This is a genomic window from Erythrobacter sp. NAP1 (genome assembly GCF_000152865.1).
Lineage (GTDB): Bacteria > Pseudomonadota > Alphaproteobacteria > Sphingomonadales > Sphingomonadaceae > Erythrobacter.
In genome coordinates this window covers 580,592-606,739 of the sequence record NZ_CH672390.1, presented here as the reverse complement: position 1 = coordinate 606,739, position 26,148 = coordinate 580,592, and the positions used below count along the sequence as shown (strand labels likewise).

General features: G+C 62.0%; 20 protein-coding genes. 5 read left to right on the top strand and 15 right to left on the bottom strand.

Annotation, left to right across the window (positions count from 1 at the left end):
- Nucleotides 1-43: 43 nt before the first annotated feature.
- The 6 genes from rseP to pyrH form a co-directional block, all read right to left on the bottom strand.
- A complete protein-coding gene (gene rseP, locus NAP1_RS02775) occupies nt 44-1,165 on the bottom strand; it encodes an RIP metalloprotease RseP (RefSeq protein ID WP_040464188.1) in 1,122 nt (373 codons plus the stop codon).
- Nucleotides 1,158-2,321, bottom strand: coding sequence for a 1-deoxy-D-xylulose-5-phosphate reductoisomerase (gene dxr, locus NAP1_RS02770; RefSeq protein ID WP_007163696.1), 1,164 nt, complete (start codon nt 2,319-2,321; stop codon nt 1,158-1,160). Before dxr ends, rseP begins: the two co-directional genes overlap by 8 nt.
- A 1-nt stretch (nt 2,322) precedes the next feature.
- Entirely contained in the window at nt 2,323-3,057 is a 735-nt protein-coding gene (locus NAP1_RS02765) for a phosphatidate cytidylyltransferase (RefSeq protein WP_007163695.1), read from the bottom strand.
- Nucleotides 3,044-3,685 (bottom strand): polyprenyl diphosphate synthase, encoded by a 642-nt coding sequence (gene uppS, locus NAP1_RS02760; protein WP_050750452.1) that lies wholly within the window; start codon nt 3,683-3,685, stop codon nt 3,044-3,046. The genes NAP1_RS02765 and uppS overlap by 14 nt, the downstream gene beginning before the upstream one ends.
- Before the next feature lie 76 nt (nt 3,686-3,761).
- Nucleotides 3,762-4,319 carry a ribosome recycling factor gene (frr, locus tag NAP1_RS02755; protein ID WP_007163693.1) on the bottom strand — a complete coding sequence of 186 codons (558 nt, stop codon included), beginning with the start codon at nt 4,317-4,319 and terminating at the stop codon, nt 3,762-3,764.
- Between the two features lie 3 nt (nt 4,320-4,322).
- Complete coding sequence (pyrH, locus tag NAP1_RS02750; RefSeq protein WP_007163692.1) at nt 4,323-5,054, bottom strand: UMP kinase; 732 nt, start codon at nt 5,052-5,054, stop codon at nt 4,323-4,325.
- 97 nt (nt 5,055-5,151) lie between these two features.
- On the opposite strand from pyrH, the gene NAP1_RS02745 reads away from it, so the two are divergent.
- Nucleotides 5,152-6,219 (top strand): MBL fold metallo-hydrolase, encoded by a 1,068-nt coding sequence (locus NAP1_RS02745; RefSeq protein ID WP_156777178.1) that lies wholly within the window; start codon nt 5,152-5,154, stop codon nt 6,217-6,219.
- Between the two features lie 250 nt (nt 6,220-6,469).
- Here the strand turns inward: NAP1_RS02745 and NAP1_RS02740 are convergent, their stop codons facing one another.
- The 4 genes from NAP1_RS02740 to rpsB all read right to left on the bottom strand — a co-directional run bounded on the left by NAP1_RS02740 (nt 6,470) and on the right by rpsB (nt 9,701).
- Nucleotides 6,470-6,709 carry a hypothetical protein gene (locus NAP1_RS02740; RefSeq protein ID WP_007163690.1) on the bottom strand — a complete coding sequence of 80 codons (240 nt, stop codon included), beginning with the start codon at nt 6,707-6,709 and terminating at the stop codon, nt 6,470-6,472.
- Between the two features lie 138 nt (nt 6,710-6,847).
- Complete coding sequence (locus NAP1_RS02735; RefSeq protein WP_007163689.1) at nt 6,848-7,747, bottom strand: sterol desaturase family protein; 900 nt, start codon at nt 7,745-7,747, stop codon at nt 6,848-6,850.
- A gap of 146 nt (nt 7,748-7,893) precedes the next feature.
- Complete coding sequence (gene tsf, locus NAP1_RS02730; protein WP_007163688.1) at nt 7,894-8,820, bottom strand: translation elongation factor Ts; 927 nt, start codon at nt 8,818-8,820, stop codon at nt 7,894-7,896.
- A 110-nt stretch (nt 8,821-8,930) separates the two neighbouring features.
- Entirely contained in the window at nt 8,931-9,701 is a 771-nt protein-coding gene (gene rpsB, locus NAP1_RS02725) for a 30S ribosomal protein S2 (RefSeq protein WP_007163687.1), read from the bottom strand.
- Nucleotides 9,702-10,022: 321 nt separating this feature from the next.
- Between rpsB and NAP1_RS02720 the strand changes: the two genes are divergently transcribed.
- Entirely contained in the window at nt 10,023-10,295 is a 273-nt protein-coding gene (locus NAP1_RS02720) for a hypothetical protein (protein WP_007163686.1), read from the top strand.
- On the opposite strand, the gene pssA is transcribed toward NAP1_RS02720, so the two are convergent.
- Both pssA and NAP1_RS02710 read right to left on the bottom strand, forming a co-directional pair.
- Nucleotides 10,273-11,139, bottom strand: coding sequence for a CDP-diacylglycerol--serine O-phosphatidyltransferase (gene pssA / locus NAP1_RS02715; protein WP_007163685.1), 867 nt, complete (start codon nt 11,137-11,139; stop codon nt 10,273-10,275). The genes NAP1_RS02720 and pssA overlap by 23 nt on opposite strands.
- Nucleotides 11,140-11,182: 43 nt before the next feature.
- Entirely contained in the window at nt 11,183-11,935 is a 753-nt protein-coding gene (locus NAP1_RS02710) for a phosphatidylserine decarboxylase (protein WP_007163684.1), read from the bottom strand.
- 152 nt (nt 11,936-12,087) lie between these two features.
- On the opposite strand from NAP1_RS02710, the gene NAP1_RS02705 reads away from it, so the two are divergent.
- The gene (locus tag NAP1_RS02705; protein ID WP_162013456.1) at nt 12,088-13,218 is read left to right on the top strand and encodes a phosphatase PAP2 family protein; all 1,131 of its coding nucleotides are present in this window, start codon (nt 12,088-12,090) and stop codon (nt 13,216-13,218) included.
- Here the strand turns inward: NAP1_RS02705 and NAP1_RS02700 are convergent.
- Nucleotides 13,179-14,345, bottom strand: a complete 1,167-nt coding sequence (locus NAP1_RS02700; protein WP_007163682.1) for a beta-ketoacyl-ACP synthase III — start codon at nt 14,343-14,345, stop codon at nt 13,179-13,181. The genes NAP1_RS02705 and NAP1_RS02700 overlap by 40 nt on opposite strands.
- A gap of 210 nt (nt 14,346-14,555) precedes the next feature.
- Here NAP1_RS02700 and NAP1_RS02695 point away from each other — a divergent pair, with 210 nt between their 5' ends.
- Together NAP1_RS02695 and NAP1_RS02690 are read left to right on the top strand one after the other, a co-directional pair.
- Nucleotides 14,556-20,108 carry an AMP-binding protein gene (locus tag NAP1_RS02695; RefSeq protein ID WP_007163681.1) on the top strand — a complete coding sequence of 1,851 codons (5,553 nt, stop codon included), beginning with the start codon at nt 14,556-14,558 and terminating at the stop codon, nt 20,106-20,108.
- The gene (locus tag NAP1_RS02690) at nt 20,105-23,758 is read left to right on the top strand and encodes an SDR family NAD(P)-dependent oxidoreductase (RefSeq protein ID WP_007163680.1); all 3,654 of its coding nucleotides are present in this window, start codon (nt 20,105-20,107) and stop codon (nt 23,756-23,758) included. The genes NAP1_RS02695 and NAP1_RS02690 overlap by 4 nt, the downstream gene beginning before the upstream one ends.
- Here NAP1_RS02690 and NAP1_RS02685 read toward each other — a convergent pair.
- Nucleotides 23,755-24,201 carry a response regulator gene (locus NAP1_RS02685; protein ID WP_007163679.1) on the bottom strand — a complete coding sequence of 149 codons (447 nt, stop codon included), beginning with the start codon at nt 24,199-24,201 and terminating at the stop codon, nt 23,755-23,757. The two genes, NAP1_RS02690 and NAP1_RS02685, sit on opposite strands and share 4 nt — an antisense overlap.
- Before the next feature lie 4 nt (nt 24,202-24,205).
- Entirely contained in the window at nt 24,206-26,083 is a 1,878-nt protein-coding gene (locus NAP1_RS02680; protein ID WP_199796962.1) for a PAS domain S-box protein, read from the bottom strand.
- Nucleotides 26,084-26,148 lie beyond the last annotated feature (65 nt).

Below are 26,148 nucleotides of genomic sequence, written 5' to 3'. Positions count from 1 at the left end.
GCCGCATCGAAGCGACAGGACAAGCCAGATTAGCTGCTCAGTTCTAACTGCCGAAGATCGGCAGCGAGACCACGTCGTTCACGGTTACCACAACCATGAACGCCAGCACGATCGCGATGCCGGTGCGATACGCCCACTCCGTTGCCTGAGGCCCGACCGGTTTGCGCCGGATTGCCTCAGCAGCGTAGAAGGCGAGATGCCCGCCATCGAGTGCGGGGATTGGCAAGAAGTTGATGAACGCCAAGTTAAGCGAGATCAGCGCTGCAAAGAAGACGAACTCGGTGAGACCCAAACTAAGGCGTTCGCCAGAGAACTTGGCGATCTTGATTGGCCCGCCCAGCTCCTTGATCGAGCGATCGCCAAACAGGATCTGCTTGATTCCAGTGACCATCATCTTGGTCATGTCCCAGCATTGCCAGGTAGCGAGCGGGATGGCCTTGAGGATGGAGACGGGCTGGAAATCGTATTCGAGCGCGGCCGGAGCGACCCCGATACGGCCAACCGTGTGGCTGTTTCCGAAGCCGTCTTCCTCGGTGACGCGTGCAGCGGTCACGTCGAACGCCATCTCGTCCCCGCTGCGTTCGGCCACGATGGTCATCTCGCGGCCCGGATAGAGGGCAATCTCGCGCACGATGTCGTCGAAGGTTTCGACCTTCTGCCCGTCAATCGCGATGATGCGGTCGCCCACCTCCATGCCTGAAGCCTGCGCGACGGATGTTTCGGAGAAGCCGCCAATCTCTGTCGAGCTTTCCGGATTGGCGACAACGCGCTGCCCGTAGATCGAGAACAAGGCGGCGAGGATCGCGATGGCCACCACAAGGTTTGTCACCGGGCCAGCGGCAACGATGAGCGCGCGCTTCCACAAGGATGCGCTCTGGAAGCTGCCTGTTTCGGCAGGGGCATCGGGATCGGGGACGCTTGCCGGGTTCATGTCGCCCTTGAACTGGACATAGCCGCCCAGCGGCAGAGCAGAGAGTTTCCAGCGCGTGCCGTGCTTGTCGGTGCGGCCTGCGATCTCCTTACCGAAGCCGACCGAGAACGCCTCTGCTTTCACTCCGAACCAGCGGCCGACCAGATAGTGGCCAAGCTCGTGCACTGTCACCAATGGCCCGAGCAGAAGCAGGAAGCCGACAAAGTACATCCAGAAAGGGGGCGATTCAAACAAGGGCGAGGTTCTCCGTGGCGGCGCGGGCGCGGTTGCGCGCCTCTGCGTCAATCGCCAGCACATCTTCCAGGCTGGCCGGCGCGGCGGCGCTATAGCCTGCCAGCGTCGCTTCCGCCACTGCCGTAATGCGGCTGAACCCAATCTGACCAGCGAGGAATGCCTCGACCGCGATTTCGTTCGCGGCGTTGAGCACTGCAGGGGCTCCTCCGCCAGCCTCGATGGCTTCGCGCGCGATGCGGGTCGCGGGGAAGCGCTCCTCGTCGGGCGCGTGGAAGGTCAGTTCACCAATGCTCGTTAGGTCAAGCGGTTCTAGCGGCGTCTCCATCCGCTCTGGCCATGCGAGGCACGATGCAATCGGCACGCGCATGTCGGACGGCCCCAGCTGCGCGAGCGTCGAGCGATCGCGATATTCGACCATTGAATGGATCACGCTTTGGGGATGCACCACGATCCGTAGGCGATCGAGCCCGACAGGGAATAGGTGAAAGGCTTCGATATATTCGAGCCCCTTGTTCATCATAGTCGCGCTGTCGACGCTGATCTTCGCGCCCATCGACCAGTTGGGATGCGCGACCGCCTGCTCCGGTGTCGCAGCCTCGATTGCCTCGCGCGACCAAGTGCGAAGCGGTCCGCCGCTCGCGGTCAGCGTGATGCGCGCCACATCCTCGATCTTGCCGCCGGCAAGACACTGGAAGATCGCGTTGTGCTCGCTATCGGTGGGCAGCAGCGTCGCGCCGTTTTCAGCAACAGCCGACATCATCACATCGCCTGCGGAAACCAGCGCTTCCTTGTTGGCTAGCGCCACAGTTCCGCCGCGCCTGACCGCCGCCATGGTCGGAGCAAGCCCTGCGCAGCCAACGATGGCCGCGACCGTCATGTCGACCGGGCGCGCTGCGGCTTCGCAAAGGGCATCGCACCCGCCAGCGGCTTCGACACCTGAGCCCGCGAGCGCGTCTTTCAGATCGCCGAGGCAGCTTTCGTCGCCGACCACCGCGACCTTCGCCCCGAATTCGCGGGCCAGCGCGCCCAGCTCCTTTGCAGAGCAATTCGCGCTCAGTGCCTCGACCTGCCAGTCATCCGGGTTGCGCCGCACGAGGTCGAGCGTCGAGGCGCCGATTGAGCCTGTTGCTCCCAGAAGTGTGATCGAGCGGGTCATGTCACTGCAATCCGATATAGGAAGGTACGACGGCGACCAGAAACAGGACGAAGTACACCGCGATGAAGCCGTCGAGACGGTCAAAGATACCGCCATGACCAGGAATGAGACTGGAGGAGTCCTTCGCACCCGCGCGCCGCTTCATCCAGCTCTCGAAGAAGTCTCCCGCCTGCGCGATCACTGCGATGAGTAGAGCGGATAGCGCAGCGAACCCGATTGCACCGATCGTGTATCCGGGCGCCGTGGTGGCGACGAGGTCGCTGATCTCAATCCCGACGGTGAAGATGCCCGCCGCCAGAGCGCCGCCCAATAGCCCTGCCCAGGTCTTCGACGGACTGATGCTCGGCGCGATCTTTGGCCCTCCGATCAGGCGGCCTGCGAAGTAGGCCCCCACATCGACCGCAATCACCGGCGCCAGAAAGGCCAGCGCTACGGTCCATATGTCGTAGTTGATCCGGACCTGCACCATCGCAAGCGCCGCCGCCCCGACATAGAGCGCCCCGACGAACTGCCACGCGACCTCTGCCACTGGCGAGATGTTGAAGCCTTTGACCAGCAGGTTCCATTCCCACAGGACCAGCCCTGCAAGAAGGGCCACGAAGCCAACCCAGAACCATCCACCCAGCCACAAAGCGATGAAGGCGACGCCAAGCATGGCGACCGCTGAGACGAAGCGCACGAGCAGGTCGCTCATAGCCGAGCCGCCCTTGCTGCCTTTGCTATCAGCGCCCGCCATATCTGCGCTCCCTTCGCGCAAAGTCGTCCAGCGCTTGCGAGAGATGTTCTGGTTTGAAGTCCGGCCAAAGCGTGTCGACGAACAGCATCTCTGCATAAGCCGCCTGCCACAGCAGGAAGTTAGAGAGGCGTATCTCACCGCTGGTGCGGATCAGCAAATCGAGCGGCGGAAGGTCAGCCGTGTCGAGCTGAGCCTCGATTGTCTCCGCAGTGATTTCGCCAGCTTCGGCCGCTTGTGCAGCAGCGCGGGCGATCTCATCCTGAGCCCCGTAATTGAGCGCGACCGCCAGCAGCTTCGACCCGCCCGAGGTGCGCTCCAGCGCATCTTCCAACATCGCCACGATGTCTGGAGCGAGCGCTTTCCAGTTGCCTATGATCTTGAGCTTCACGTCGTTGGCAACGAACTCTTCAAGGTCGGATTTGATGAACTTGCGCATCAGGTTCATGAGGTCGTCGACCTCGTCTTCTGAACGCTTCCAGTTCTCGGAACTGAAGGCATAGAGTGTCAGGCAATCAAGCGCCATCGGGTCGAGCCCGCGCACAAGCCTGCGCACCGCTTCGACACCGCGCTGATGGCCAACCGCACGCGGCAGCCCCCGCTTCTTGGCCCAGCGACCATTGCCATCCATGATGATGGCGACATGTTTGGCGCGACCTTCGCCCAAGCGTTCCTCTCCTCGATCCCCTGGCCCCTCTCAGGAGCGCTTACTGGGTCAGGATTTCCTGTTCCTTCTTCGCCGCCGCTTCGTCGGTGTCAGCGACGTATTTGTCGGTCAGCTTCTGGACTTCGTCTTCCATCCGCTTGCGATCGTCCTCCGAGATTTCCTTCTTCTTCTCGTCGGTCTTGAGGCTTTCCATCGCGTCGCGGCGGACATTGCGGATCGCGATCTTGGCCTTCTCGGCATACTGGCCTGCAAGCTTTGCCAATTCCTTGCGACGCTCTTCGGTGAGGTCGGGCATCGGCAGGCGGATCGTTTGACCGTCAGTCATCGGGTTGAGGCCAAGGTTCGCCTTGGTGATACCCTTTTCGACCGCGCTCACATTGCTCTTGTCCCACACCTGCACGCTGATCATGCGCGGCTCTGGCGTGTTGACCGTGGCAACCGAGGCAAGCGGCATCATCGAACCGTAAACCTCGACCACGACCGGATCGAGCAGCGAGGTGTTTGCACGGCCCGTGCGCAGGCCCGAAAGGTCACCCTTGAGCGATTCAACCGCGCCGTTCATCCGGCGCTCGGTGTCTGCCTTGTCATACTGAGGCATCGGTTAGTCCTTCTGTACTATCGTTTGTGTGCCCTCGCCCGACAGGACGCGGGCAACGTTGCCTTTTTCGCGGATCGAGAACACCACTATCGGAATGTCGTTCTCGCGGCAAAGCGCAACCGCGGTTGCGTCCATCACCTTGAGGTTGTCGGCAAGCACGCGGTCATAGCTGATCGTTTCGAAGCGCGTAGCATCCGGGTTGTGCTTGGGATCGCTGTCATAGACACCGTCGACGCTGGTGCCCTTGAGCAGCGCATCGCAGTTCATCTCCGCTGCGCGAAGGGCAGCGCCGGTGTCGGTGGTGAAGAACGGGTTGCCGGTGCCAGCCGCGAAGATGACGATGCGGCCCTTTTCGAGGTGCCGTTCGGCGCGGCGGCGGATGTAGGGTTCGCACACGGAGGACATCGGGATCGCGCTCTGCACTCGGGTCTGCACACCTGCCTGCTCCAGCGCGTTCTGCATCGCGAGCGCGTTCATGACGGTGGCGAGCATGCCCATGTAGTCGCCGGTGGTGCGATCAAGGCCGCGCGCCGCACCTGCGACACCGCGGAAGATGTTGCCCCCGCCAATCACGAGGCAGACCTCCAGACCCGCCTCCTGCGCCAGCTTCACTTCTTCGGCAAGCCGCGCCACATACGCCGGGTCGATCCCGTAATCCTGCTCTCCCATCAGCACCTCGCCCGATAGCTTGAGGAGGACGCGCTTGATCGGAGGCATCGCGGCAGATTGGGTCATGGACAGGTGATTTCCGGTTGGAGTTGTTGTGCCGCTCCCCTTAGACATGGTCGCAAGGTCGCGCAAAGGGGAAGTTTGAAAGCGGGGAGACTGGCTGGTGAAAAGGGTGATCGGGTACGGGACGCTCGCCGTGTTGGTCGCGGCAGGCGTGCTCGTGTGGACCATGCAGCGCCAGATCGGTGAGCAGGTCTTCGCCAGCGTTGCCGCACAGCGGATAGTCTCCAACAACCTGCGCTTCGACGATGGGCTGCACCTCGTCTTGTGCGGGACAGGTTCGCCCCTTCCCAATCCGGACCGCGCAGGCCCATGCAATCTCGTCGTTGCCGGCGATCAGGCCTATGTCGTCGACATCGGCGAAGGAGGCGCGCGCAACCTCAACCTGATGGGCTACTTCATCCCTTCAACCACCGCCCTGCTTCTCACCCATTACCATTCTGACCATGTCGACGGGATCGGCCCGCTGTCGCTGCTCTACTGGACGCAAGGCACCAAGACTGCGCCGCTTCCCGTTCATGGCCCGCAGGGGCTGAACGTGCTGGTCGAGGGATTCAACCGCGCCTACGAGCTCGACCGGACCTACCGCGTGGAACACCACACCTCCGAGATCGTGCCCGAAACCGGCGGGGGGCTTACTGCGATCCCGTTCGAGATCGGCGAGCAGCCTGTCACCGTGATCGAACGCGGCGGTCTGCGCATCACCGCTTTCCGCGTCGACCATGACCCGGTGCGCCCTTCGGTCGGATACCGTTTCGACTACAAGGGCCGCTCGATCGTGATCAGCGGCGATGCGGCCAAGTCGGACAGCATCGCTAAGGCAGCGCGCGGGGCGGACATCCTCGTTCACGACGCGCTTCAGCCGCGCCTGGTCGGCCATATCACCGACGCTCTCGACGAAGCTGGCAACGAGGCGGTTGCGACCATTACGCGCGACATCCTCGACTATCACGCCACGCCAGAGGAAGCCGCCGAAACCGCACAAGCCGCCGGCGTGCGTCACCTGATCCTCTCGCACCTCGTCCCGCCGATCCCCAACGCCTTCTTCTACCCCGCCTTCCTCGGCGATGCCGAAGATGCGTTCGACGGCAAGATCACGGTCGGCGAAGACGGCATGGTCTTCTCGCTCGATCCGCAAGGCGAGGTGATCGAACGCGACCGCCTGCTTTAGCTTCGGGTGGAACACGCAAGGGGGTGCTTTGGAACAACGCTCATTCCCGATTTCGCAAGGTTTATCAAAGGGTAAAACCCCATATCAGTGTTGGAGATGTGACTTTCCAGATCGGCAAGGGTGACACTTTGCCTGCCCCAGGCTCGGCGATGCCCGACAATGTCAAAGAACGCCGCCGGTGATACCTGACTGATCCGATGTAGGAAAACGGCGCGAGGGCAACGCCCGTTTGCCTTGCGCTCCGCCGCAGTCAGGACGCCTCGGCCGACTTCCCTCCGCTGGTAAAAACGAGCGTGAAGAATAGGCTGACGACAAACACGAAAGCATGCGCACCCGGAAGCGTCAGCGGCTCGACCAGCAGCCAGTCGAGGAACTGGCCAAGCAGATGGACCCCGCGCGCCCTGCGGCCTGAAATCGGCTCCTCATGACCAATGGCGCCTGCAAGCGCGAAAAGTCCCGTCAGGACAAAGGGAACGGCAAAGCGGTTCATGCCAGAAAGCCGTAAGCCGCGCCTGCAAACGAATGACTAATAAGGGCAAAGGCAACGCGGACCCGGCGCCGCGCATCGCAACAGCACGATACCTGCCGCCTTCTCACGCAAAAGAGGGCCTGAATTTCTCGGCGCGGGCTAGGCTGGTTTCATTCCCGCATATTTCGGGCAGTCCGAACGACAAATTCCGTCGTGCGACCATTCCGGCGGCCGCCAGAGATAAGCAAGCTTGTCCTGCCAGCGATCGGCCATTTCCATGCGATCCCTCAACTGCAGAAGCCCCGCGAACTGCGCGGTCAGAGGATTGTTGTCATAAACGCGCTTCACGAGGCCGGGGTCGGGTTCCTCGTCGATATGCGCGACACTGCCGAAGATCCGGTCAAACAAAAGTGTGACCTGGCTATAATTCCGGTCGATATATTGCGGTTGGTTGGCGTGATGCACCTTGTGCATTTTGGGCGTCATCAGCACCCGGTCGACCCAGCCGAGGCGCGGCACGTAACTCGCGTGGTTCCAGATTCCGAACGAGTTCGTGAGAACGCTCACGGCGATGTAGACGACCGGATCGACGCCGATGAACGCAGCCGGAAGCGCGAAAATACCTTTCAACTGCCCATCGAGAAAGAACCCACGAGCCGCCGTCGAATGATTGAACTCATTCGAGGAATGGTGGATCGCGTGGAACGCCCACAGAATGCCGATCCGGTGACCGAGCCGGTGGTCCCAGTAATAGGCAAGCTCGTGGATGAGGAAAGCCAGCGGGACGGCAAGCCAAAGCGCCATCTCGTCCACCAGCCTCAAATTGTCAAAAACAAGCACGTACAGCGCCAGGGGAATTACCAGCGCGATTATGAGGTTGAGCACGCTTGAGATGAGGTTGAGGCCGATTGAACAAAGGGCGTCGGCGTTGTCGTAATCCGGATTGCCTCTGATCGCCCAGAGGCGCTCAAGGATGACGCTGCCGAAATAGACCCCTGCAAGGATCCAGAGAGTGCCCGGCCCCCCGATGAATTCGATTGCTTCGCGGATGCTTTCCATGACGCGAAGCTATCAGTTGGCGATGGAAAAACAATTCCCGACTTTCTCCTCGCATTCCGAGGCTCGGACCCGCCGAATGAAAAGGCCGCCGCAGCAAAACGCTGCGACGGCCCTTTCGAATTAGCCAGTAGCTTCGAAAAAGAAGCTTAGCCGCCGACGGCAGCTGCGACTTCTGCTGCGAAGTCGCTTTCTTCCTTCTCGATGCCTTCGCCGAGCTGGTAGCGGACATAGTCGGTCAGCTTGACGCTGCCGCCATTGTCCTTGCCGAACTTGGCGACGGTGTCTTCGACGCTGGTCTTGTTGTCCATGACGAACATCTGCGACAGAAGCGCGTTTTCCTTCGCGTACTTCTTGATCGCGCCTTCGACCATCTTTTCCTGCACGTTTTCAGGCTTGCCGCTTTCGGCTGCCTTTTCCTGTGCGATCTTGCGCTCACGCTCGATCACTTCGGCGTCGAGGCCTTCGGCGTTGAGAGCCTGCGGGAACATCGAGGCGATATGCATGGCAAGCTGCTTGCCGAACGGCTCGAGCACGTCTGCGCCAAGATCGCTTTCAAGAGCGACGAGAACGCCGATCTTGCCGAGTCCTTCAGCAGCCGCGTTGTGGACGTAGGACACGACCGACCCTTGCGGAACCGAAACGGTCTGCATTCGGCGGACCTGCTGGTTTTCGCCGATGGTTGCGACGTTGCTGGTCAGCTTGTCGGTGACGGTGCCGCCATCGGGATAGTCGGCAGCCTTCAGCGCTTCGACATCGTCGCTGTCGAGCGTGAGAGCAACTTGCGTGGTCTTGCGCACGAAGTCCTGGAACTGGTCGTTCTTCGCAACGAAGTCAGTTTCCGAGTTGACTTCGACGGCAACGCCCTTGGTGCCTTCAACGGCAACGCCGACGAGGCCTTCAGCCGCGGTGCGCGACGATTTCTTCTGGACAGCGGCCAGACCCTTTGCGCGCAGAGCGTCCTGTGCTGCCTCAAGATCGCCAGCGGCTTCTTCGAGAGCCTTCTTGGCGTCCATCATGCCAGCGCCGGTCATTTCGCGCAGTTTCTTCACATCAGCGGCGGAGAATGCAGCCATGGTGATTTCCTCTTGTAAGTTGGGGGGCGCCGGGAAGCACCCGTTCAAAGGCGTGCCCGGCGCGCTAGTCTTGAATTGTGACGAGCGGGTTGCGCACCCGCCCTGTCGGATCAGGCTTCTGCCGGAGCTTCTTCAGCGGTCGGTTCGGCAGGCGGAGTTTCGGATGCACCGAAATCTTCGCCCGACTGCTCGACAGCCTGGCCACGACCGGCATTCGCCGCGTCGCTGATAGCCTGGCAGTAAAGACGCACGGCGCGGCTTGCATCGTCGTTGCCCGGAACCGGGAATGCGATGCCGGTTGGGTCGACGTTCGTGTCGAGCACTGCGATCACCGGAATGCCGAGCACGGCTGCTTCCTTGATGGCGAGGTCTTCCTTGTTGGCGTCGATGACGAACATCACGTCAGGAATGCCGCCCATGTCGCGGATACCGCCGAGCGAAAGCTCGAGCTTGTCGCGCTCACGCGTAAGCTGGAGGACTTCCTTCTTGGTGAAGCCGCTGGTGTCGCCCGAAAGCTGCTCTTCAAGGGTCTTGAGCCGCTTGATCGAACCGCTGATGGTCTTCCAGTTGGTGAGCATCCCGCCCAGCCAACGGTGGTTCACGAAGTGCTGGCCCGACTGGCGTGCGGCTTCAGCGATCGGCTCCTGAGCCTGACGCTTGGTGCCGACAAACAGAACCTTGCCGCCTGCGCGAACGGTCTGCTCAACGAAGTCGAGAGCGCGCGCGAAAAGCGGAACGGTCTGCGACAGGTCGATGATGTGAACACCGTTGCGGTTGCCGAAGATGTACGGCTTCATCCGCGGGTTCCAGCGGTGGGTCTGGTGGCCGAAGTGTGCGCCGGCCTCAATCAATTGCTGCATGGTGACGGTAGTGGCCGCCATAGGTATTTCCTTTCCGGTTGTTCCTCTGAAAGGCCGTGGAAACTTGAACTGGCGGAGATCCCGCTCGGCAAGCACCGGTATGTGTGGCCTTCCATGTGAATTTCACTTGGCGTTGCAGGCGGTGATTCGCCTTCGCAGACAAGTGAGGCCGCGCACATAGGGGCATCGACCCACAAAATCTAGTGCCAAGTGAAACTATTGGAACACAAATGGAACAAACTGCTTGACCCTGTGGAACACTTAGTGAACAAGGGCTGCGGAACAAACGCTGAACTTTAATGATCGGCGGGGGTTTCGAAAGGGAAGGAAAGGACCGCTCACATGATGCTCGCAATGATCCTCACAGCGTTGTTCACCGTGACAGCGATCGCCACCGGGCTGAGCCTCATCGACAGCTGGATACGCGGTAGTAGCGCTTATGGCGTGCTGCGCCGCGAGCAGGCATTGCTCGATGCGGGCTTCGTTCCGGCGGTTGAGGCACGCGATACGCGCCTTCGTCGTCCCGCCTCTTCCCAGCCGCGCCGCACGGTCGCATCGGCCATGCGCTCGCACGGTCGCAAGCGCGCTCTCGCTAGCCTTCAGCTTGCCGGTTAGCCGCCCTTAAAGCGCGGCGACGCTTGACCTTGCCATATTTGAACAGGGCGTACGGCATCAGCGCGAGGTAGGTCAGGCTGATTGCGGTCAGTGTCCACCAAGGCTCCAGCAGCAGAGCCGCAAAGGCGAGCGCGACGAGCGCAATCACCCACAAACGAATGCCCCTGCGTGGCCGGATCGCAGTCCAGCTAAGCGTCGCCATGTTCGAAATCAGCAAGACCGCAATAATGCTGACCCAGATTGCAAGGATCAGCGGGTCGCGGAAAATCGGCTCACCTGTTTCGAGCCACAGGTAGCACGGCGTGAAGGCAAGCCCTGCCCCGACGGGAGCGGGGACGCCGGTCAGAAAGCCAGCGGATTTGTGCGGTTGGTCCTCCACATCGATCCTGGCATTGAAGCGGGCGAGCCTGAGCGCACAGCAGATCGCAAAAGCGAGCGCGGCAAACCATCCGAAACGGCTCAGATCCTGGAGCGCCCACATGTAGAGAATGAGCGCGGGCGCCATGCCAAAGGACAAGCAATCGGCCAGACTGTCGAGCTCGGCCCCGAAGCGCGACTGGGCATTGAGCAACCGCGCGATGCGCCCGTCCATGCCATCGAGCACACCAGCGAGCGCAATCATCAGGATCGCGTAGGCCCACTGCTCCTCGATCGCGAAACGCACTGCGGTAAGTCCCGCGCACAGCGCCGCAGCCGTGATCGCATTGGGAAGCATCGCGCGAAGCGTCAGGCCTCCGCCGGATGTATCATCGCTCCCCGGTTCGCCTTCTTCGCCTTCATAACCCTTGGGCCCGACGCGCGCGGGCGAGGTACCGGTCTTTTTGCGAGAGTTGCGGTTGCTCATGCAGAGCCTACTCGCATCGCGCGCTCTTGGTTCCCTGCGCGCGTTATTGCGCGATCCCTTCAAGCAATGCCTGACCGCCGACTTCGGCAAGGATCGTCTCGCCGGCAATAATCCGCTGCCCCATCAACACCTTGGGGTCGGTTCCTGCGGGCAAATATACGTCGACGCGGCTACCGAAACGGATGAGACCCACCCGCTGGCCCTTCGCAACAAGATCGCCCGGCTTCACAAACGGCACGATTCGGCGAGCGACCAACCCGGCGATCTGCGTGAAGCCGATCTTGAGGCCGTCGGTGCGCTCAATCAGGATGTGCTGGCGCTCGTTCTCTTCGCTCGCCTTGTCGAGGTCGGCATTCACGAACTTGCCCGGCACATAGACCACGCGCCGGATCGTACCCGCGATCGGCGCACGATTGATGTGCACGTCGAAAACGCTCATGAAGATCGAGATGCGCGTCACCGGTCCGCTAGCCAGGCCCTGACTCCCGGAGCCATCGTCCATCTGAAGCTCGGAAGGTGGTTCAACCTGCTGGATAAGCGTCACCAGGCCATCGGCCGGGGCAACGATCGCATTGTCGCTTTGCGGGATCACCCGTTCCGGGTCGCGGAAGAATGCAAAGACGCCTGCTGACAAAAGCAGCAACGGCCAGCCGATGATTTCCCAATCGAGAATGATCAACGGAACCAGCGCAATCGCAATCGCGATCACGCCATATTTGCGCCCTTCTGGGTGAATTGCGGGCCAACCCCAGCTTGCATCGCCGCGACCCTGATTATCGAGTATTTCGCCTGCCATAGATGCTGCATCTAAGAACCGGCCCGCATGCAAGCAAGACGTTTGCGCGCGCAGCACACGGATTGAGCCTCGCAATTGCCGCAAGCGAGCGCCCGCGAACGCCCGAAGATCAACCGTTTCTTAAGTTGTTTACCATAATTCGCGATGTCGTGATGAGCACCATTTCAAAAGCATCGCCGCGCGCGCCCTCAAGCGACACGGGCGTCTCATATCGTGATGTCGGCGCCCTCACCCGGCGCTACCTTGGCGAAATCCCGATCTACGTCATCTCGCTGACGCTGATGTCTTTCTGCATCGGGCTGCTGATGACATATGGGATATCGCCAAGCCTTGGCGGCGCGCTGGTGAACAGCCAGTTGTTCCTGATGTTCGTGCTGATCCTGCTTTGCTACGACAGCACGGTCCAGATCGTCCGGCACCGCCCGAAGAGTCCGATCAGCTTCCTGCGCGAACGCTATTTTGCAAAGCCCTTGTGGCGAGAGATTGCGGCTGGCTTGCCACTGATCGCCATCGCCATTCTGGTGTTGCCGTTCTTCTCGAAGATGAAATCGGCGATCCCCCTGTTTCAGGACTATGTCTGGGATCAGGCCTTCATCGACTGGGATCGTGCACTCTTCTTTGGCAATGACCCGTGGCAAGTCTTGCAACCGGTGCTGGGCTTCCCGATCGTAACCGCGTTTCTCGCCCTTCTCTACCACCTGTGGTTCCTGCTTCTGTACCCCGGCGTCCTGTTCTTCGTGTTTGCGCGGATCGACAGCCGGGTGCGTCGCCAGTTCTTCCTGACCTATGTGCTGAGCTGGCTCCTGATCGGCGGCCTCATGGCAACGCTGCTTGCATCGGTCGGCCCGTGTTTCGTCGGTCCCATGCTCGGCAATTCGACCTTCGATGCGCAGATGGCGTACCTCTATGCCGCGAACGAAGAGGTCCCGATCATGGTCCTGTCAGTTCAGGAGATGTTGCTCGAACGCTATGCCAATGCAGATAGCGGCCTTGGCAGCGGCATCACCGCCATGCCCAGCATGCACTGCGCCATCGCGTTCCTCTACTGGATTGCGGTGCGCCGCGTGTCGAGCAAGTGGGGCGCATTCTTCGGCGTGTTCTTCTTCATCACGTGGATAAGCAGCGTCCACCTCGCCTACCACTATGCGGTCGACGGGCTGGTTTCACTACTCGCCGTGGCGGCGATCTGGTGGGCGTCGCAGCGCATCATCGCTGCGTGGGACCGTTTCCTTGAAGCGCGTGCTCAGGCGGACTTGCGCACGAACACCGTACCGGCGGAATAACCCGCACCGAACGAACAGATCAGGCCCTTATCGCCGGCCTTCAGGTCATCGCTGTGCTGGTGAAACGCAATGATCGAACCTGCGCTTGACGTGTTGCCATAGGTGTCGAGCACGGTCGGGCTTTCATCCGAATTGGCTTCGTGGCCAAGCACACGCTGCGCGATCAGGCGGTTCATGCCGGCATTAGCCTGATGCAGCCAGAGGCGGCGAAGGGTTGCCGGGTCCATCTGGAGCTTCTCGGCCTCTTCGATGATCATTTCCGCGACCATCGGGACGACTTCCTTGAACACCTTGCGGCCTTCCTGAACGAACAGCTTGTCGGGCTCGCCGATGCTTTCCGGGTGCGCGCGGTTGAGGAAGCCGAAATTGTTGCGGATGTTGTTTGAGAATACGGTCTTGAGCTTGGTGCTGAGGATTTCCCAGTGCTGTTCAGGAGCGATGGCCGCATCCTCGACCAGCACAGCGGTTGCGACATCGCCGAAGATGAAGTGGCTGTCGCGGTCGCGCCAGTTGAGGTGGCCCGACGTGATCTCGGGACTGACGACCAGCACGCTCTTCGCGTTGCCTGCGCGCACATAATCGGCGGCGGTCTGAATGCCGAAGGTGGCCGATGAGCACGCGACATTCATGTCGAAGCCGAACCCCTCGATACCAAGCGCCTGCTGAATCTCGATCGCCATCGCCGGATAGGGACGCTGCATGTTGGAGGCAGCGCACAGAACCGCGTCCACGTCCTTCGCATCGCGCCCTGCCCGCTCGAGCGCCTGCTTGGCCGCGATCACGCCTATCTCCGCCATCAGCGACATTTCGTCATTGCTGCGGTCTTCGATGCGCGGGGTCATGATTTCCGGATCGAGTATCGGAGCCTTGCTCATCACGTGGCGCGATTTGATGCCGCTCGCCTTCTCGATGAACTCGACCGAGGAGTGCGGCATCGGCTCGATATCGCCTGCATCGATTGCGTCCGCATTGGTGGCATTGAAGCGATCCGCATACTCGTTGAAGCTGGCAACCAGCTCTTCGTTGGAGATCGATTCTTCGGGGGTGAAGAGGCCGGTCGCAGAGATGACGGGACGGCCCGTCAGGGGGCGTGCGTTCGGCGCTTTTTCAGAGACAGTCTGTTGCATGGCCTGCGTCAATACGTATGCCCGAAACCCGCCGCAAGACCCGTGTGGACAGGTGCATTTCGGCAAGTGAGGAACCGTTTCGTCTCGCTGCCGTTTCTTGACTGAAAATTGCGCCGGATCGGTGTCGAAAGGCACAAAAAGAGCGCAAGGGGTTTCGCTTGCGACACATTTTGCGTAAGCGCCCCGTAACCGTCTTGTGGGATCATCACAATGATTGGGGAGGGCGATGACATCGGTTCGTCCAATAATTTGGAAAAACAGTCTCACGGCCTGAGAATATCGGACCGTGATCACTTCCAGCGACTCAGGGAAGAATGCCGGAGCGATCCGGGCGAATTTCATGGGCGACTGGCCAAACGAGAAATTTGCTGGCTGATCGAAGGGCCCGGAGGCAATCCGGCATGGGCCTTCTACGACGATGCCGCTGAGACATGGACAGGGTGGGACGCATCAAGCGCCGCCCCGATAACGCTCGACCTGCCCGAAAGCTTTGAGCCGTGGGAACGTGCCTTCAACGATGACGACCCGCCCAACTGGCGCTGGTTCGAAGGCGGGCTGACCAGCACCGCATTCAACGAAGTCGACCGCCACGTCTTGTCCGGCCACGGCGATGAAGCCGCGATGATCTTCGAAGGCGACCGTTGGAACATGGCCAGCGAAGGCGGGCGCGGTGGCCCCGTCGACAGCGAAGTGATCTCGCGCCGCAAGCTGCTCCTCGAAAGCGCAAAATGCGCGCTCGCGCTGAAGGCATTGGGCCTCGAGGCGGGCGACCGCATCGCGCTCAACATGCCGAGCATTCCGGAACAGATTTACTGGACCGAGGGCGCGAAGCGGATGGGTATCGTCTACACGCCTGTCTTCGGCGGCTTCAGCGACAAGACCCTATCCGACCGGATTGCCGATGCAGGCGCGCGCGTGGTCGTCACCGCCGATGGCTCATACCGAAACGCGCAGATGGTGCCGTTCAAGCCGAGCTACACCGACCCCGCGCTCGACAACTTCATCGCGGTCCCGGTGGCGATGGAACTGCTCGGGCAAGCGCTCGAAGACGGCGAGCTTGTGGTGGCGCCCGAACATGCAGGCCTCATCCGCAGCGAGGTCGCCGGCCTGCTCGATGGCGAGGTTACGGTCGAACGATCCGACGTGATGCGCGGGGTCGGCAAGGCGCTGACCGCGATCGCATCAGGCGAAGCGGCGGGCGGCGCGATGACCCCGCGACAGGCGGCGCAATTGCGCATCGCCATCGCCAGCGCGCTTGTGGACTCCCCTCCCCGCGTCGACGCGGTGGTTGTTGTCAAGCACACCGCGCAGCCGGACCTGCCCTGGAACGAAGCGCGCGACCACTGGAGCCACGACCTCACCGCTGCGGCCGGCGAGGAACTGCTTAAGGCTGCTCGCGATGCCGGTTTCGACGTCGCCGATGAAGAGGCGCTGCTCGCGCTCTCCGACACCGAATTCGTGCGCGCCATCTGGGCCGGTGCGCCGGTACTCGCAGTCGATGCCGAATATCCCAACTTCATCATCTACACCTCGGGCTCCACCGGAAAGCCCAAAGGCGTTGTTCACGTCCATGGCGGCTATGCGAGTGGTGTCGCCGCGACCATGCCCGCCGCCTTCGGAGCCGAGCCGGGCGATGTGATGTATGTCGTCGCCGATCCGGGCTGGATCACCGGCCAAAGCTACCAGATCGCCGCCTCGCTCCTCTCGCGGGTGACGACGGTCATCACCGAAGGTTCGCCCGTTTTCCCTCACGCGGGCCGCTTTGCCTCGATCATCGAGCGATATGGCGTCAACGTGTTCAAGGCGGGCGTCACCTTCCTCAAGTCGGTGATGCAGAACCCGGAGAACCTGAAGGACATCCAGCGCTACGACCTCTCCAGCCTCAAGGTCGCAACCTTTTGCGCAGAGCCCGTCTCTCCCGCAGTTCAGGCCTTTGCGATGGAGCACATCACTCACCGCTACATCAATTCCTACTGGGCGACCGAGCATGGCGGGATGGTGTGGACGCACTTCGCCGATGCGGACGGCTTCCCGCTTGAGGCCGACGCGCACACTTATCCGCTGCCTTGGATCATGGGCGACGTGTGGGTCGAGGACGCGGACGGTTCCAGCAATGGCCCGGTCGAATATGAGCGCGACACCGGCACGGGCGGCGCGCCGTGGCGGGTGGCCGAGGATGGAGAGAAGGGCGAGATCGTCATCGCGCTCCCCTACCCCTACCTCACCCGCACGATCTGGGGCGATGTCGAGAATTTCACGGTCGAGCACGTGGGCAATCTGGCCCGCGTAGCAGGTGGTTGGCGTGGCGATGAGGTCCGCTACGCCGACACCTACTGGCGGCGATGGAAGGGCGCATGGGCCTACACGCAAGGCGACTTTGCCATGCGCCATCCGGACGGCTCTTTCTCTCTCCACGGACGCTCCGACGATGTGATCAATGTCTCGGGCCACCGCATCGGGACCGAGGAAATCGAAGGCGCGATCCTGCGCGACAAGGCGCTCGATCCGAACTCGCCGGTTGGCAATGTGATCGTGATCGGCGCGCCTCATTCGCAGAAAGGCGTGACCCCGATCGCCTTCGTCACCCCGGTCGAAGGTCGACGCCTCACGCAAGACGACAAGCGCCGCCTCACCGACCTCGTGCGCACCGAAAAGGGCGCGGTGGCTGTGCCTCAGGACTTCATCGAGCTGTCCGAATTCCCAGAGACGCGCTCGGGCAAATACATGCGCCGAATGGTGCGCGCCGTGGTCGAGGGCGGGGAAGTCGGCGATGCCTCCACCCTTCGCAATCCCGAGAGCCTCGATGAACTCGCGCGCGCGGTCGATGGCTGGAAGCGGCGGCAGTCGCTGTCTGACACGCAGGCCTTGTTTGAGCGGTATCGCTTCTTCACGATCCAGTACAATCTGGTAGCCCCCGGCAAGCGGGTCGCGACCGTCACGGTCAAGAACCCTCCGGTCAACGCGCTCAACGAACGCGCGCTCGACGAACTCGTCATCATTGCAGAGCACCTTGCGCGCAAGGACGATGTCGCAGCCGTGGTCTTCACCGGCAGCGGCACGGCGAGCTTCGTTGCAGGCGCAGACATCCGCCAGATGCTGGAGGAAGTGAACAGCGTCGAGGAAGCCAAGGCGCTCCCCGACAACGCGCAGCTCGCCTTCCGCACGATCGAGGAAATGGACAAACCCTGCATCGCTGCGATTCAGGGTGTGGCGCTGGGCGGCGGGATGGAGTTCGCGCTCGCCTGCCACTACCGCGTCGCCGAACCCAAGGCGCGTTTCGGGCAGCCAGAGATCAATCTGCGGCTGCTTCCCGGTTATGGCGGCACGCAGCGCCTCCCGCGCCTGCTCGCGGACGGTGGCGGAGAGACGGGGCTTCGCGATGCGCTTGATTTGATTCTTGGAGGGCGGGCGATTGATGCCGACGCTGCGCTTGCGGTCGGGGCGGTCGATGCGCTCGCGGATGGATCGGACAATGCACTCAGCCACGCCCACGCGATGGTCCGCGAATTCGTGCGGTCGGGTGACGACAGTGCACTCGGCAAAGCCTTCGCCGCTCGCAAAACCCAAACGCAAAGCTGGCACGAACCCGCAAGCATCGACCTCGACGCCGTGCTCGAGGACGAATTCCTTCAACGCATCCTCAATCAGCTCGAATGGGCAGGCCGCGACAAGGCGGGGGAGCGCGCGCTGGACGCGGTGCGGACCGGCTGGACGCAGGGCATGACAGCGGGGCTCGAATGCGAGGCGCAGCGCTTTGCCGAGGCCATCATCGATCCCGAAGGCGGCAAGACCGGCATCCAGCAATTCATGGACAAGCAGTCCCCGCCCCTACCCGTGCGCCGCGATGGCGTGTGGGAGGATGATCAGCACGAGGCGACCAAGACCGCGTTGATCGAGGCGGGCGACCTCTTGCCGCTGGGCGCGCCGTTCTACCCCGGCGTCACCGCCATCCCGCCAAAACAACTCGCCTTCGGCATCGCCCGCGATCCCGATACAGGGGCACCGCGCTTTGGCCCGCCGGAAACGCACGAGCGCGAACTTGTGGTGAATACGCCCAAGCCGGGGGCCAACGAGGCTCTCATCTACCTCCTCTCATCGGAAGTGAACTTCAACGACATCTGGGCGCTCACCGGCATCCCGGTCTCGCCTTTTGATGCGCATGACGAAGACGTGCAGATCACCGGATCGGGCGGACTCGCGCTCGTCGCCGCGCTCGGCAGCGAGTTGAAGGAAGAGGGCCGCTTGCAGGTCGGCGACCTCGTCTCGGTCTATTCAGGTACGAGCGAATTGCTCTCGCCGCTCGCAGGCGATGATCCGATGTATGCGGGCTTCGCGATCCAGGGCTACGAGACCAAAACCGGCAGCCATGCGCAGTTCCTGACGGTTCAGGGCCCGCAATTGCACCGCCCGCCAGCCGACCTGACGCTTGAGCAGGCAGGCGCCTACACGCTCAACCTTGGCACCGTCGCGCGCTGCCTGTTCACGACGCTGGAAATACAGGCAGGCAAAACCGCCTTTGTCGAAGGGTCAGCAACGGGCACGGGTCTCGATGCGCTCAAGTCTTCGGTTCGCACCGGCCTCGCCGTGACAGGCCTCGTCTCGAGCGAAGACCGCGCTGAGTTCGTGAAGTCGCACGGCTCTGTTGGCGCGATCAATCGCAAGGACCCCGAGATTGCCGACTGCTTCACGCCCGTCCCCGACGACCCTGACGAAGCACGCCAATGGGAAGCGGATGGCGAGAAACTGCTCGACGCCTACCGCGAGACGAATGGCGGCAAGCTCGCCGATTACGTGGTCAGCCATGCTGGCGAACGTGCTTTCCCGCGCTCATTCCAGCTTCTCGCGGAAGGTGGGCGGCTCGCCTTTTATGGCGCGTCATCGGGCTATCACTTCTCCTTCATGGGCAAAGGCGGCGAAGCGCGGCCCGACGAGATGCTGGCACGCGCGAACCTGCGCGGTGGGGAGAGCGTACTGCTCTATTATGGCCCCGGCTCGCACGAATTGGCGGACGAAAAGGGCCTCGAAATGGTCGAAGCCGCGCGCCTGATGAAAGCGCGCATGGTGATCGTCACCACCAGCGACGGACAGCGCGAATTCCTGCAATCACTGGGCCTCGAAGACGCTGTCGAAGGCATTGTCAGCATCGAAGGCCTCAAGCGCCGCCTTTCGGACTTCCACTGGCCAGACACGCTCCCGCGCTTGCCCGATGCGCGAACCGATATTGAGAACTTCAAGATCGGCGTGCGCGCCTATCAGCAGAACACGATGAAGCCGTTCGGGACGGCAGTGGGCAAGCTGCTGCGATCTCCCGGCAACCCGCGCGGTGTGCCTGACCTCGTGATCGAACGCGCGGGACAGGACACGCTCGGTGTCTCGACCTCGCTCGTCAAACCGTTCGGCGGGCGCGTAATCTATGCCGAGGAGATGGCCGGGCGCCGTTACACTTTCTACGCCCCGCAGGTCTGGACCCGGCAGCGCCGTATCTACATGCCGAGCGCCGAGATCTTCGGCACGCACCTGTGCAACGCTTACGAAGTGACGATGATGAACGAAATGGTCGCAGCCGGCCTGCTCGACGTCACCGAACCAACCATGGTCCCCTGGGAGGGTCTTCCCGAAGCGCACCAGGCGATGTGGGACAACCGCCATTCGGGCGCGACCTACGTGGTCAATCATGCCCTGCCCGCGATGGGCCTCACAACAAAAGACGAGCTGCTCGAATATTGGGTCGCCGCGCAATCTGACACCGGAGAGACGAGTTGAGCAAAGAAGGAAACGCCGCCAAGGGTCGTCTCGAAGGTAAGGTCGCGCTGATCACGGGGGCGGCAGGCAATCTCGGCAACGAGATATCGCGTGCCTTTGCCCGCGAAGGCGCCTTTGTGGTGATGACGGGGCGCACCGAAGAGCGTATTTCTGCGGCGCGCGAACAGCTCATCGCGGACACCGGCGTCGCGCCTGAGCGAATCGACACCGCCGTCCTCGATGGCGGCAATCCAGATTCGATCCGCGCAGCGATGGCAAAGCTTCGCAAAGAATATGGCCGGATCGATATCCTCATCAACAATGCAGGTTCTGCTGGCCCCAAGCAGCCGCTCCACAACGTACCGCTCAGCCCTCAGGAGATGGAAGCGTGCGGCGATACCGAGACCGTCCGCGATGCGATGCTCAATATCCTTGGCGTGACCTGGAACATGGCGCGCATCGTTGCGCCCATGATGCCGGTGGGCGGCGCTATGGTGAATATCTCGACGATTTTCAGCCACACGCGCTATTACGGACGCACGGCTTATGTCGTGCCCAAGGCTGCGCTGAACGCGCTATCGAACCAGCTTGCCAGCGAGCTCGGACCGCGCGGCATCCGCGTGAACACTGTCTTCCCCGGCCCGATTGAAAGCGACCGCATCCGCACCGTTTTTGCCGCGATGGACGAGGTGCAGAGCCAGCCCAAGGACACGACCGCAAACTACTTCACCGGTCGCATGGCGCTCACCCGCAGCGTCAACGGAAAGGTAGACGGCAAGCCTCTGCCCAACCCAAAGGATATCGCGGGGACGTGCCTGTTCCTTGCCAGTGAGGAAGCCGCAGGAATTGCGGGCGAGGAAGTGGACGTGACCCACGGTCTATCCGCCAACCGCACCTCGGCATCGACCTATATGACCCGGCCATCAATGCGCTCGCTCGACGGGGCGGGTCTCAATATCTTCATCGTCTCGGGAGAGAACTGGGACGATGCGCTGGTCGCCGCTCACACGCTGATCGGATCAGGCGCAAAGGTGCGCCTTGGCCTCGCTCGCAATGCCGACGTTGCGCAGGCCAATGCGCGGCTGAAAGCGCAAGGGATTGGCGAGGAGCTGACCGTCACCCGCTTCAACCGCGCAGAGCCCGATGCGATGGAAGACGCGCTCGCCGCGTTTTCGGGCGATGTCGACGGGGCGATCACCGGCGCGATCATCCTGCCGGTCAAGCCATCGGGCCACTTCACCGGATCGCTGCTCGCCGCCGACGATGATACCGTTACGAAGTTCATGGACACCGAGCTTGTGGGCGCGATTGCAGTCTCGCGAAGCCTTGCGCGGTATTGGCATGGGCGAGAGGATCTCCAGTCCCCTCCCCGCTGCGTGTTCATGACCAATCCGGGCGATCCCTTGGGCAATTCCTTCGCCTCGGTCCTCTCCGCCGGCATCACCCAGCTGATCCGCATCTGGCGCGATGAGGAACGCGTGCAGGCGGGCAATGGCTCGACCGAGCACGCCGTGTGGTCGAACCAGATCGTGCGCCACACCAACACCGAAGACGAGAACACCCGCTTTGCCTCGGGCCATGCCACCCGCGTTCTCTTCCGCGAACAGCACATCGCCGAGATCGACCTCAAGCTGCCCGCGAATATCAGCGAGGAAACCGGATCGCGCAAGGCCATGGTCGGCTTTGCCGAGAACATCACCGGGCTACACCTTGGCAAGGTTGCTTTCATCACCGGCGGCTCTGCCGGGATCGGCGGCCAGGTGGCGCGCTTGCTCGCGCTCGCAGGCGCAAAGGTGATGATGGTCGCAAGGCGCGAAAGCGAGCTTGTCGCCGCCCGTGACCGGATCGTGGGTGAGCTTCAGGATATCGGCTTCGCGGGCGTTGAACGCCGGGTCAAATACATGGCCGACATCGACGTCAGCGACTTCGCCTCGCTCGACAAGGCGGTTGACGCGACGCTCGAGGAGTTCGGGCGGATTGATTACCTCATCAATAACGCAGGCGTTGCGGGCGCCGAGGACATGGTGATCGACATGGAGCCCGAGGCATGGCGCTTCACGCTCGATGCGAACCTTATCTCCAATTACCATCTGATGCAGCGCGTCGTGCCGCTGATGAAGGAACAGGGCTCGGGCTACGTCCTCAATGTCTCGTCCTATTTCGGCGGTGAAAAGTTCCTCGCGGTCGCCTACCCCAACCGCGCCGATTATGGACTGTCGAAAGCGGGCCAGCGTGCGATGGTCGAGGCGTTCTCGCCGTTCCTCGGGCCAGAGGTACAGTGCAACGCCATTGCGCCGGGCCCTGTCGATGGCGACCGTTTGTCCGGCACCGGCGGAAAACCCGGCCTGTTCCAGCGCCGCGCCAAGCTGATCCTTGAGAACAAGCGACTGAATGCGGTCTATTCCGCAGTCATCCACGCGATCCGCGAGGGCGGCGATGCGGCGAAAATCCTGACGCGATTGTCGCGCAATTCGACCTCGACCCTCAGCCATGACGCAGAAGCACCCGAGGAACTGCGCAAGCTCGCACTCGACTTCGCATCGCAGGGTGATGGGCTGTGCACGTGGGATCAGTATCTCCTGACCGACGCGATGGCGCAGCGTTTGCTCGTCCGTCTTCAGCTTGGCGGCTTCCTGCTCGGCTCGAACGAATGGGCGAGCCTGTCGAGCAGCGAGCAGACGTGGCTCAAACTCTCGCCTCCCGATGACAAGCCCTTCCTCCCCGCTGCGCAGGTCGACAAGGTCGCAAACGGCGTCGGCAAGGGCGTGATCTCGCAGCTTCACCTTGGTGCGATGCCGACCGAGGCGGAGGTGGCGCAAGCGACCGTCTTCTTCCTCGCCGACCGCGCTGTGAGCGGGGAAACCTTCATGCCGTCAGGCGGCCTCCGGGTCGAACGCTCCAACACCGAGCGCGAGATGTTCGGCAGCCCCAAGCAAGAGCGCATCGACAAGATGAAGGGGAAAACCGTCTGGATCATCGGCGAGCACCTGTCCGATTATGTCGCTGCGACTATCGAAGAGCTCGTTTCAGGCTGCGGCGTCGCCAAGGTCGTGCTGATCGCCAAGGACAAGTCCGGCGAAAAGGCGGTGCGCGACCAGTTGCCCAACGACCTTTCGAAAGACGCGCTCGAAGTGCTGATCGCGGGTGATGGGCTTGAGGAAGCGATGGACGAGGCGCTTGGCCATTGGGGCAAGCCCACCACGGTCCTGTCCATGCCGGGTGAACCCTTGCCCGATCACCTGTTCGAAGGCGGCAACCCGCTTTCGACCAAGGATTTCGCGCATATGGTCGAGGCGAACATCACCCGCCACTATCGCGTGACGCGCAAGGCGTCGCTTTATGACGGATGCCAAGTCGTGTTGGTGTCGCCGGACGTGCCGTACGGCTCCGATGGCCCCGGAGTGGCGCTCGCCAATTTCGTGAAGACGAGCCTGCACGCTTTCACCGCGACGGTTGCGGTGGAGAATGAGAGGTTGGTCCACGATGTGCCGGTCAACCAGATCAACCTCACCCGCCGTGTCTCGAGCGAGGAGCCGCGCGATGCTGACGAACATGCCGAGGAGCTTAGGCGCTTCACCCGCGCTGTTCTGTTGGTCGGCGCACCGCTGCCCGATGCGCAGGACTCGCGCTACCGCTCGAAGATCTATCGCGGCACGTCGATGACGGTCTAGACGCCGGGGGCTGCGCGCAGGCGTTCGTAAAGCAGCCGCGTTTCAAGCAGGTTGGAGATGCGAAGGCCCACTTCGATGACATCGAATGGCTTGGCAACGAAATCCTTCGCCCCGAGCGCAAGAGCCTTGCGCCGCGCCTGAATAGTCGTGTCCGCAGTCAGAACGAGGACGGGACGAAACTCATCCGCAGCATCGTGGCGAGAAAACGCTTCAAGCAGCTGAAACCCGTCCACCTCGGGCATCATCAAGTCGAGGAGGACGAGATCGGGTTCAAGATCGATGTAGGCCTCAAGCGCCTTGGTCGAGTCGGTCAGGCAGTGGACGTCTTCGTACCCCTCGCGCTGCAAGAGATTGCGCAGGAGCGCGACATTCGCTTCCTCGTCATCAATCGCGAGGATACGGCGCGAGAGGATTTCCTCTGTCGCAATCAGTTGCTGGGACATGGGGTCAGGACTCCTGATCGGCCTTGGGGCGGCTATTCTCGGTCGGCTGGCTCGACAAGGTGAACCAGAAGCGGCTGCCGGGTTTGCGCGGGCTGTAGCCGATCTGACCGCCCATCGATTCCACCAGCCCTTTAGAAAGTGCGAGGCCGAGGCCAGTGCCTTCGGTCTTGTCGCGCTTGTGCTGTCCCAAACGATCGAACGCGGTGAACAGGCGAGATGCATTGGCGGGATCGATGCCGGGGCCGTCGTCCTCGACGAAGAAGGTCGCCGCGCCATCGCCGTCCAGGCTCGCGCCCAGCCGCACAAAGCTGCCCTCGACGTTGTACTTCGCCGCATTGCCGACGAGGTTGAGGATGACCTGCGTCATGCGGCGCCGATCTGCGACGACTTTCGCTCCTGCTTCAGGCAACGCCATTTCGAACGACAGGCCCGCGCTCGACACGATGGGTTCGGCAAGATCGTGGACCTCTTCGAGCATCGCGGCGACGTCGACTTCTTCATATTCAAGCTCTGCTCCGCCCGCTTCGATGCTGGAAATGTCGAGCAGATCGTTGATCAGCGACAACAAGTGACGGCCAGCCCTCGTGATCCGCTCAACTGCTTCCTGATGCGGTTGGCTGAAGTCCTCAAGGTCGATCTCGAGCAATTGCCCAAAGCCAAGAATGGCGTTCAGCGGCGTGCGCAATTCGTGGCTGGTGCGCGAGAGGAACTCGCTCTTTGCAAGGCTCGCCGCGACCGCATCTTCGCGCGCCAGCCTCAGCGCGTCTTCGCTCCGCCGACGCTCCGTCATGTCGCGCGTGACCTTGGCAAAGCCCTGCAATTCGCCTGCTTCGTTGCGAAGCGCGGTGATGACGACGTTTGCCCAGAACACCGATCCATCCTTGCGCACGCGCCAGCCCTCGTCCTCGGCAGCACCCTCGGCGCGCGCTCTTTCGAGCATCTGGTCCGGCAGATAATCGCGCGTGTCGTCAGGATAGAACTGGCTGAAATGCTGGCCGAGGATTTCTTCGGCCTGCCAGCCCTTGATGCGTTCGGCCCCAAGGTTCCAGCTCGTGACGATCCCGCCTGTATCGAGCGTGAAAATTCCGTAGTCGCGCACTCGTTCGATCACGAGGCGGAAGCGTTCTTCGCTAGCTCGCAGATCGTCTTCACGCTTGCGCAAGAGCGCGCTTGCCCCGACCAGCCTTTGCGAAAGGCGACCAATTTCGTCTGCCTCCTCGGGAAGCTCGGTCAGCCGCTCTCCGCGCGCAAGCATCTCGGCGTTCTGCTCAAGCTTGCTGACCCGTCGCACGATGCCGGTCGAAAACAGGTAGACCGCCATAAGGCTACCAAGCAGGCCGACGATCCCGCTGACTGCCGTCAGTGCGAAAAAGCGTGAGCGCACATCGTCCACCAGCGCACGGCGCTCATCGAGAACGATCGCTTCGAGGCGCTGGATGTTGTCGATCTCCTCTCGCACCGCATCAAGCGTCATCTTGCTGGCGAGCAGTGATTCCTCGATCTCGGTTTGCGTCGATGGCTGCGGCGATTGCGCGAGTGCGATCGTTTCACGAAGCCCTTCGCGCTTCTGTTCAACGACTCTCAGCAGGTCTTGGAAGCCCGCTTGCACGCGGTCATCCTCGATAGCCACGTCGAGCCTTTGCAATGTCGGAGAAAGCTGGTTCTCCATGCGCTCATAAGGTTCAAGGAAGCGATCCTCGCGCGTCAGTGCATAGTCTCCAACGCCCGCCGCTGCCTCTGCCAGCATGGCGCGAACCTGATAGATGTCGCGCTGGATCGCAAAGGCACGGCGCACGTCATCCTCGGCTTCGGCCTCCGCATTGCTTGCAAGATACAGTGATGCGAGCGCCCCAATCAGGATGGCAAGCGGCAAAGCGATCACCACCACGCCTTTGTACGCAAGCGGGCGGTCAGCCCAAAAGCGGGTTGTTCGCGAGTTGGGCAAGG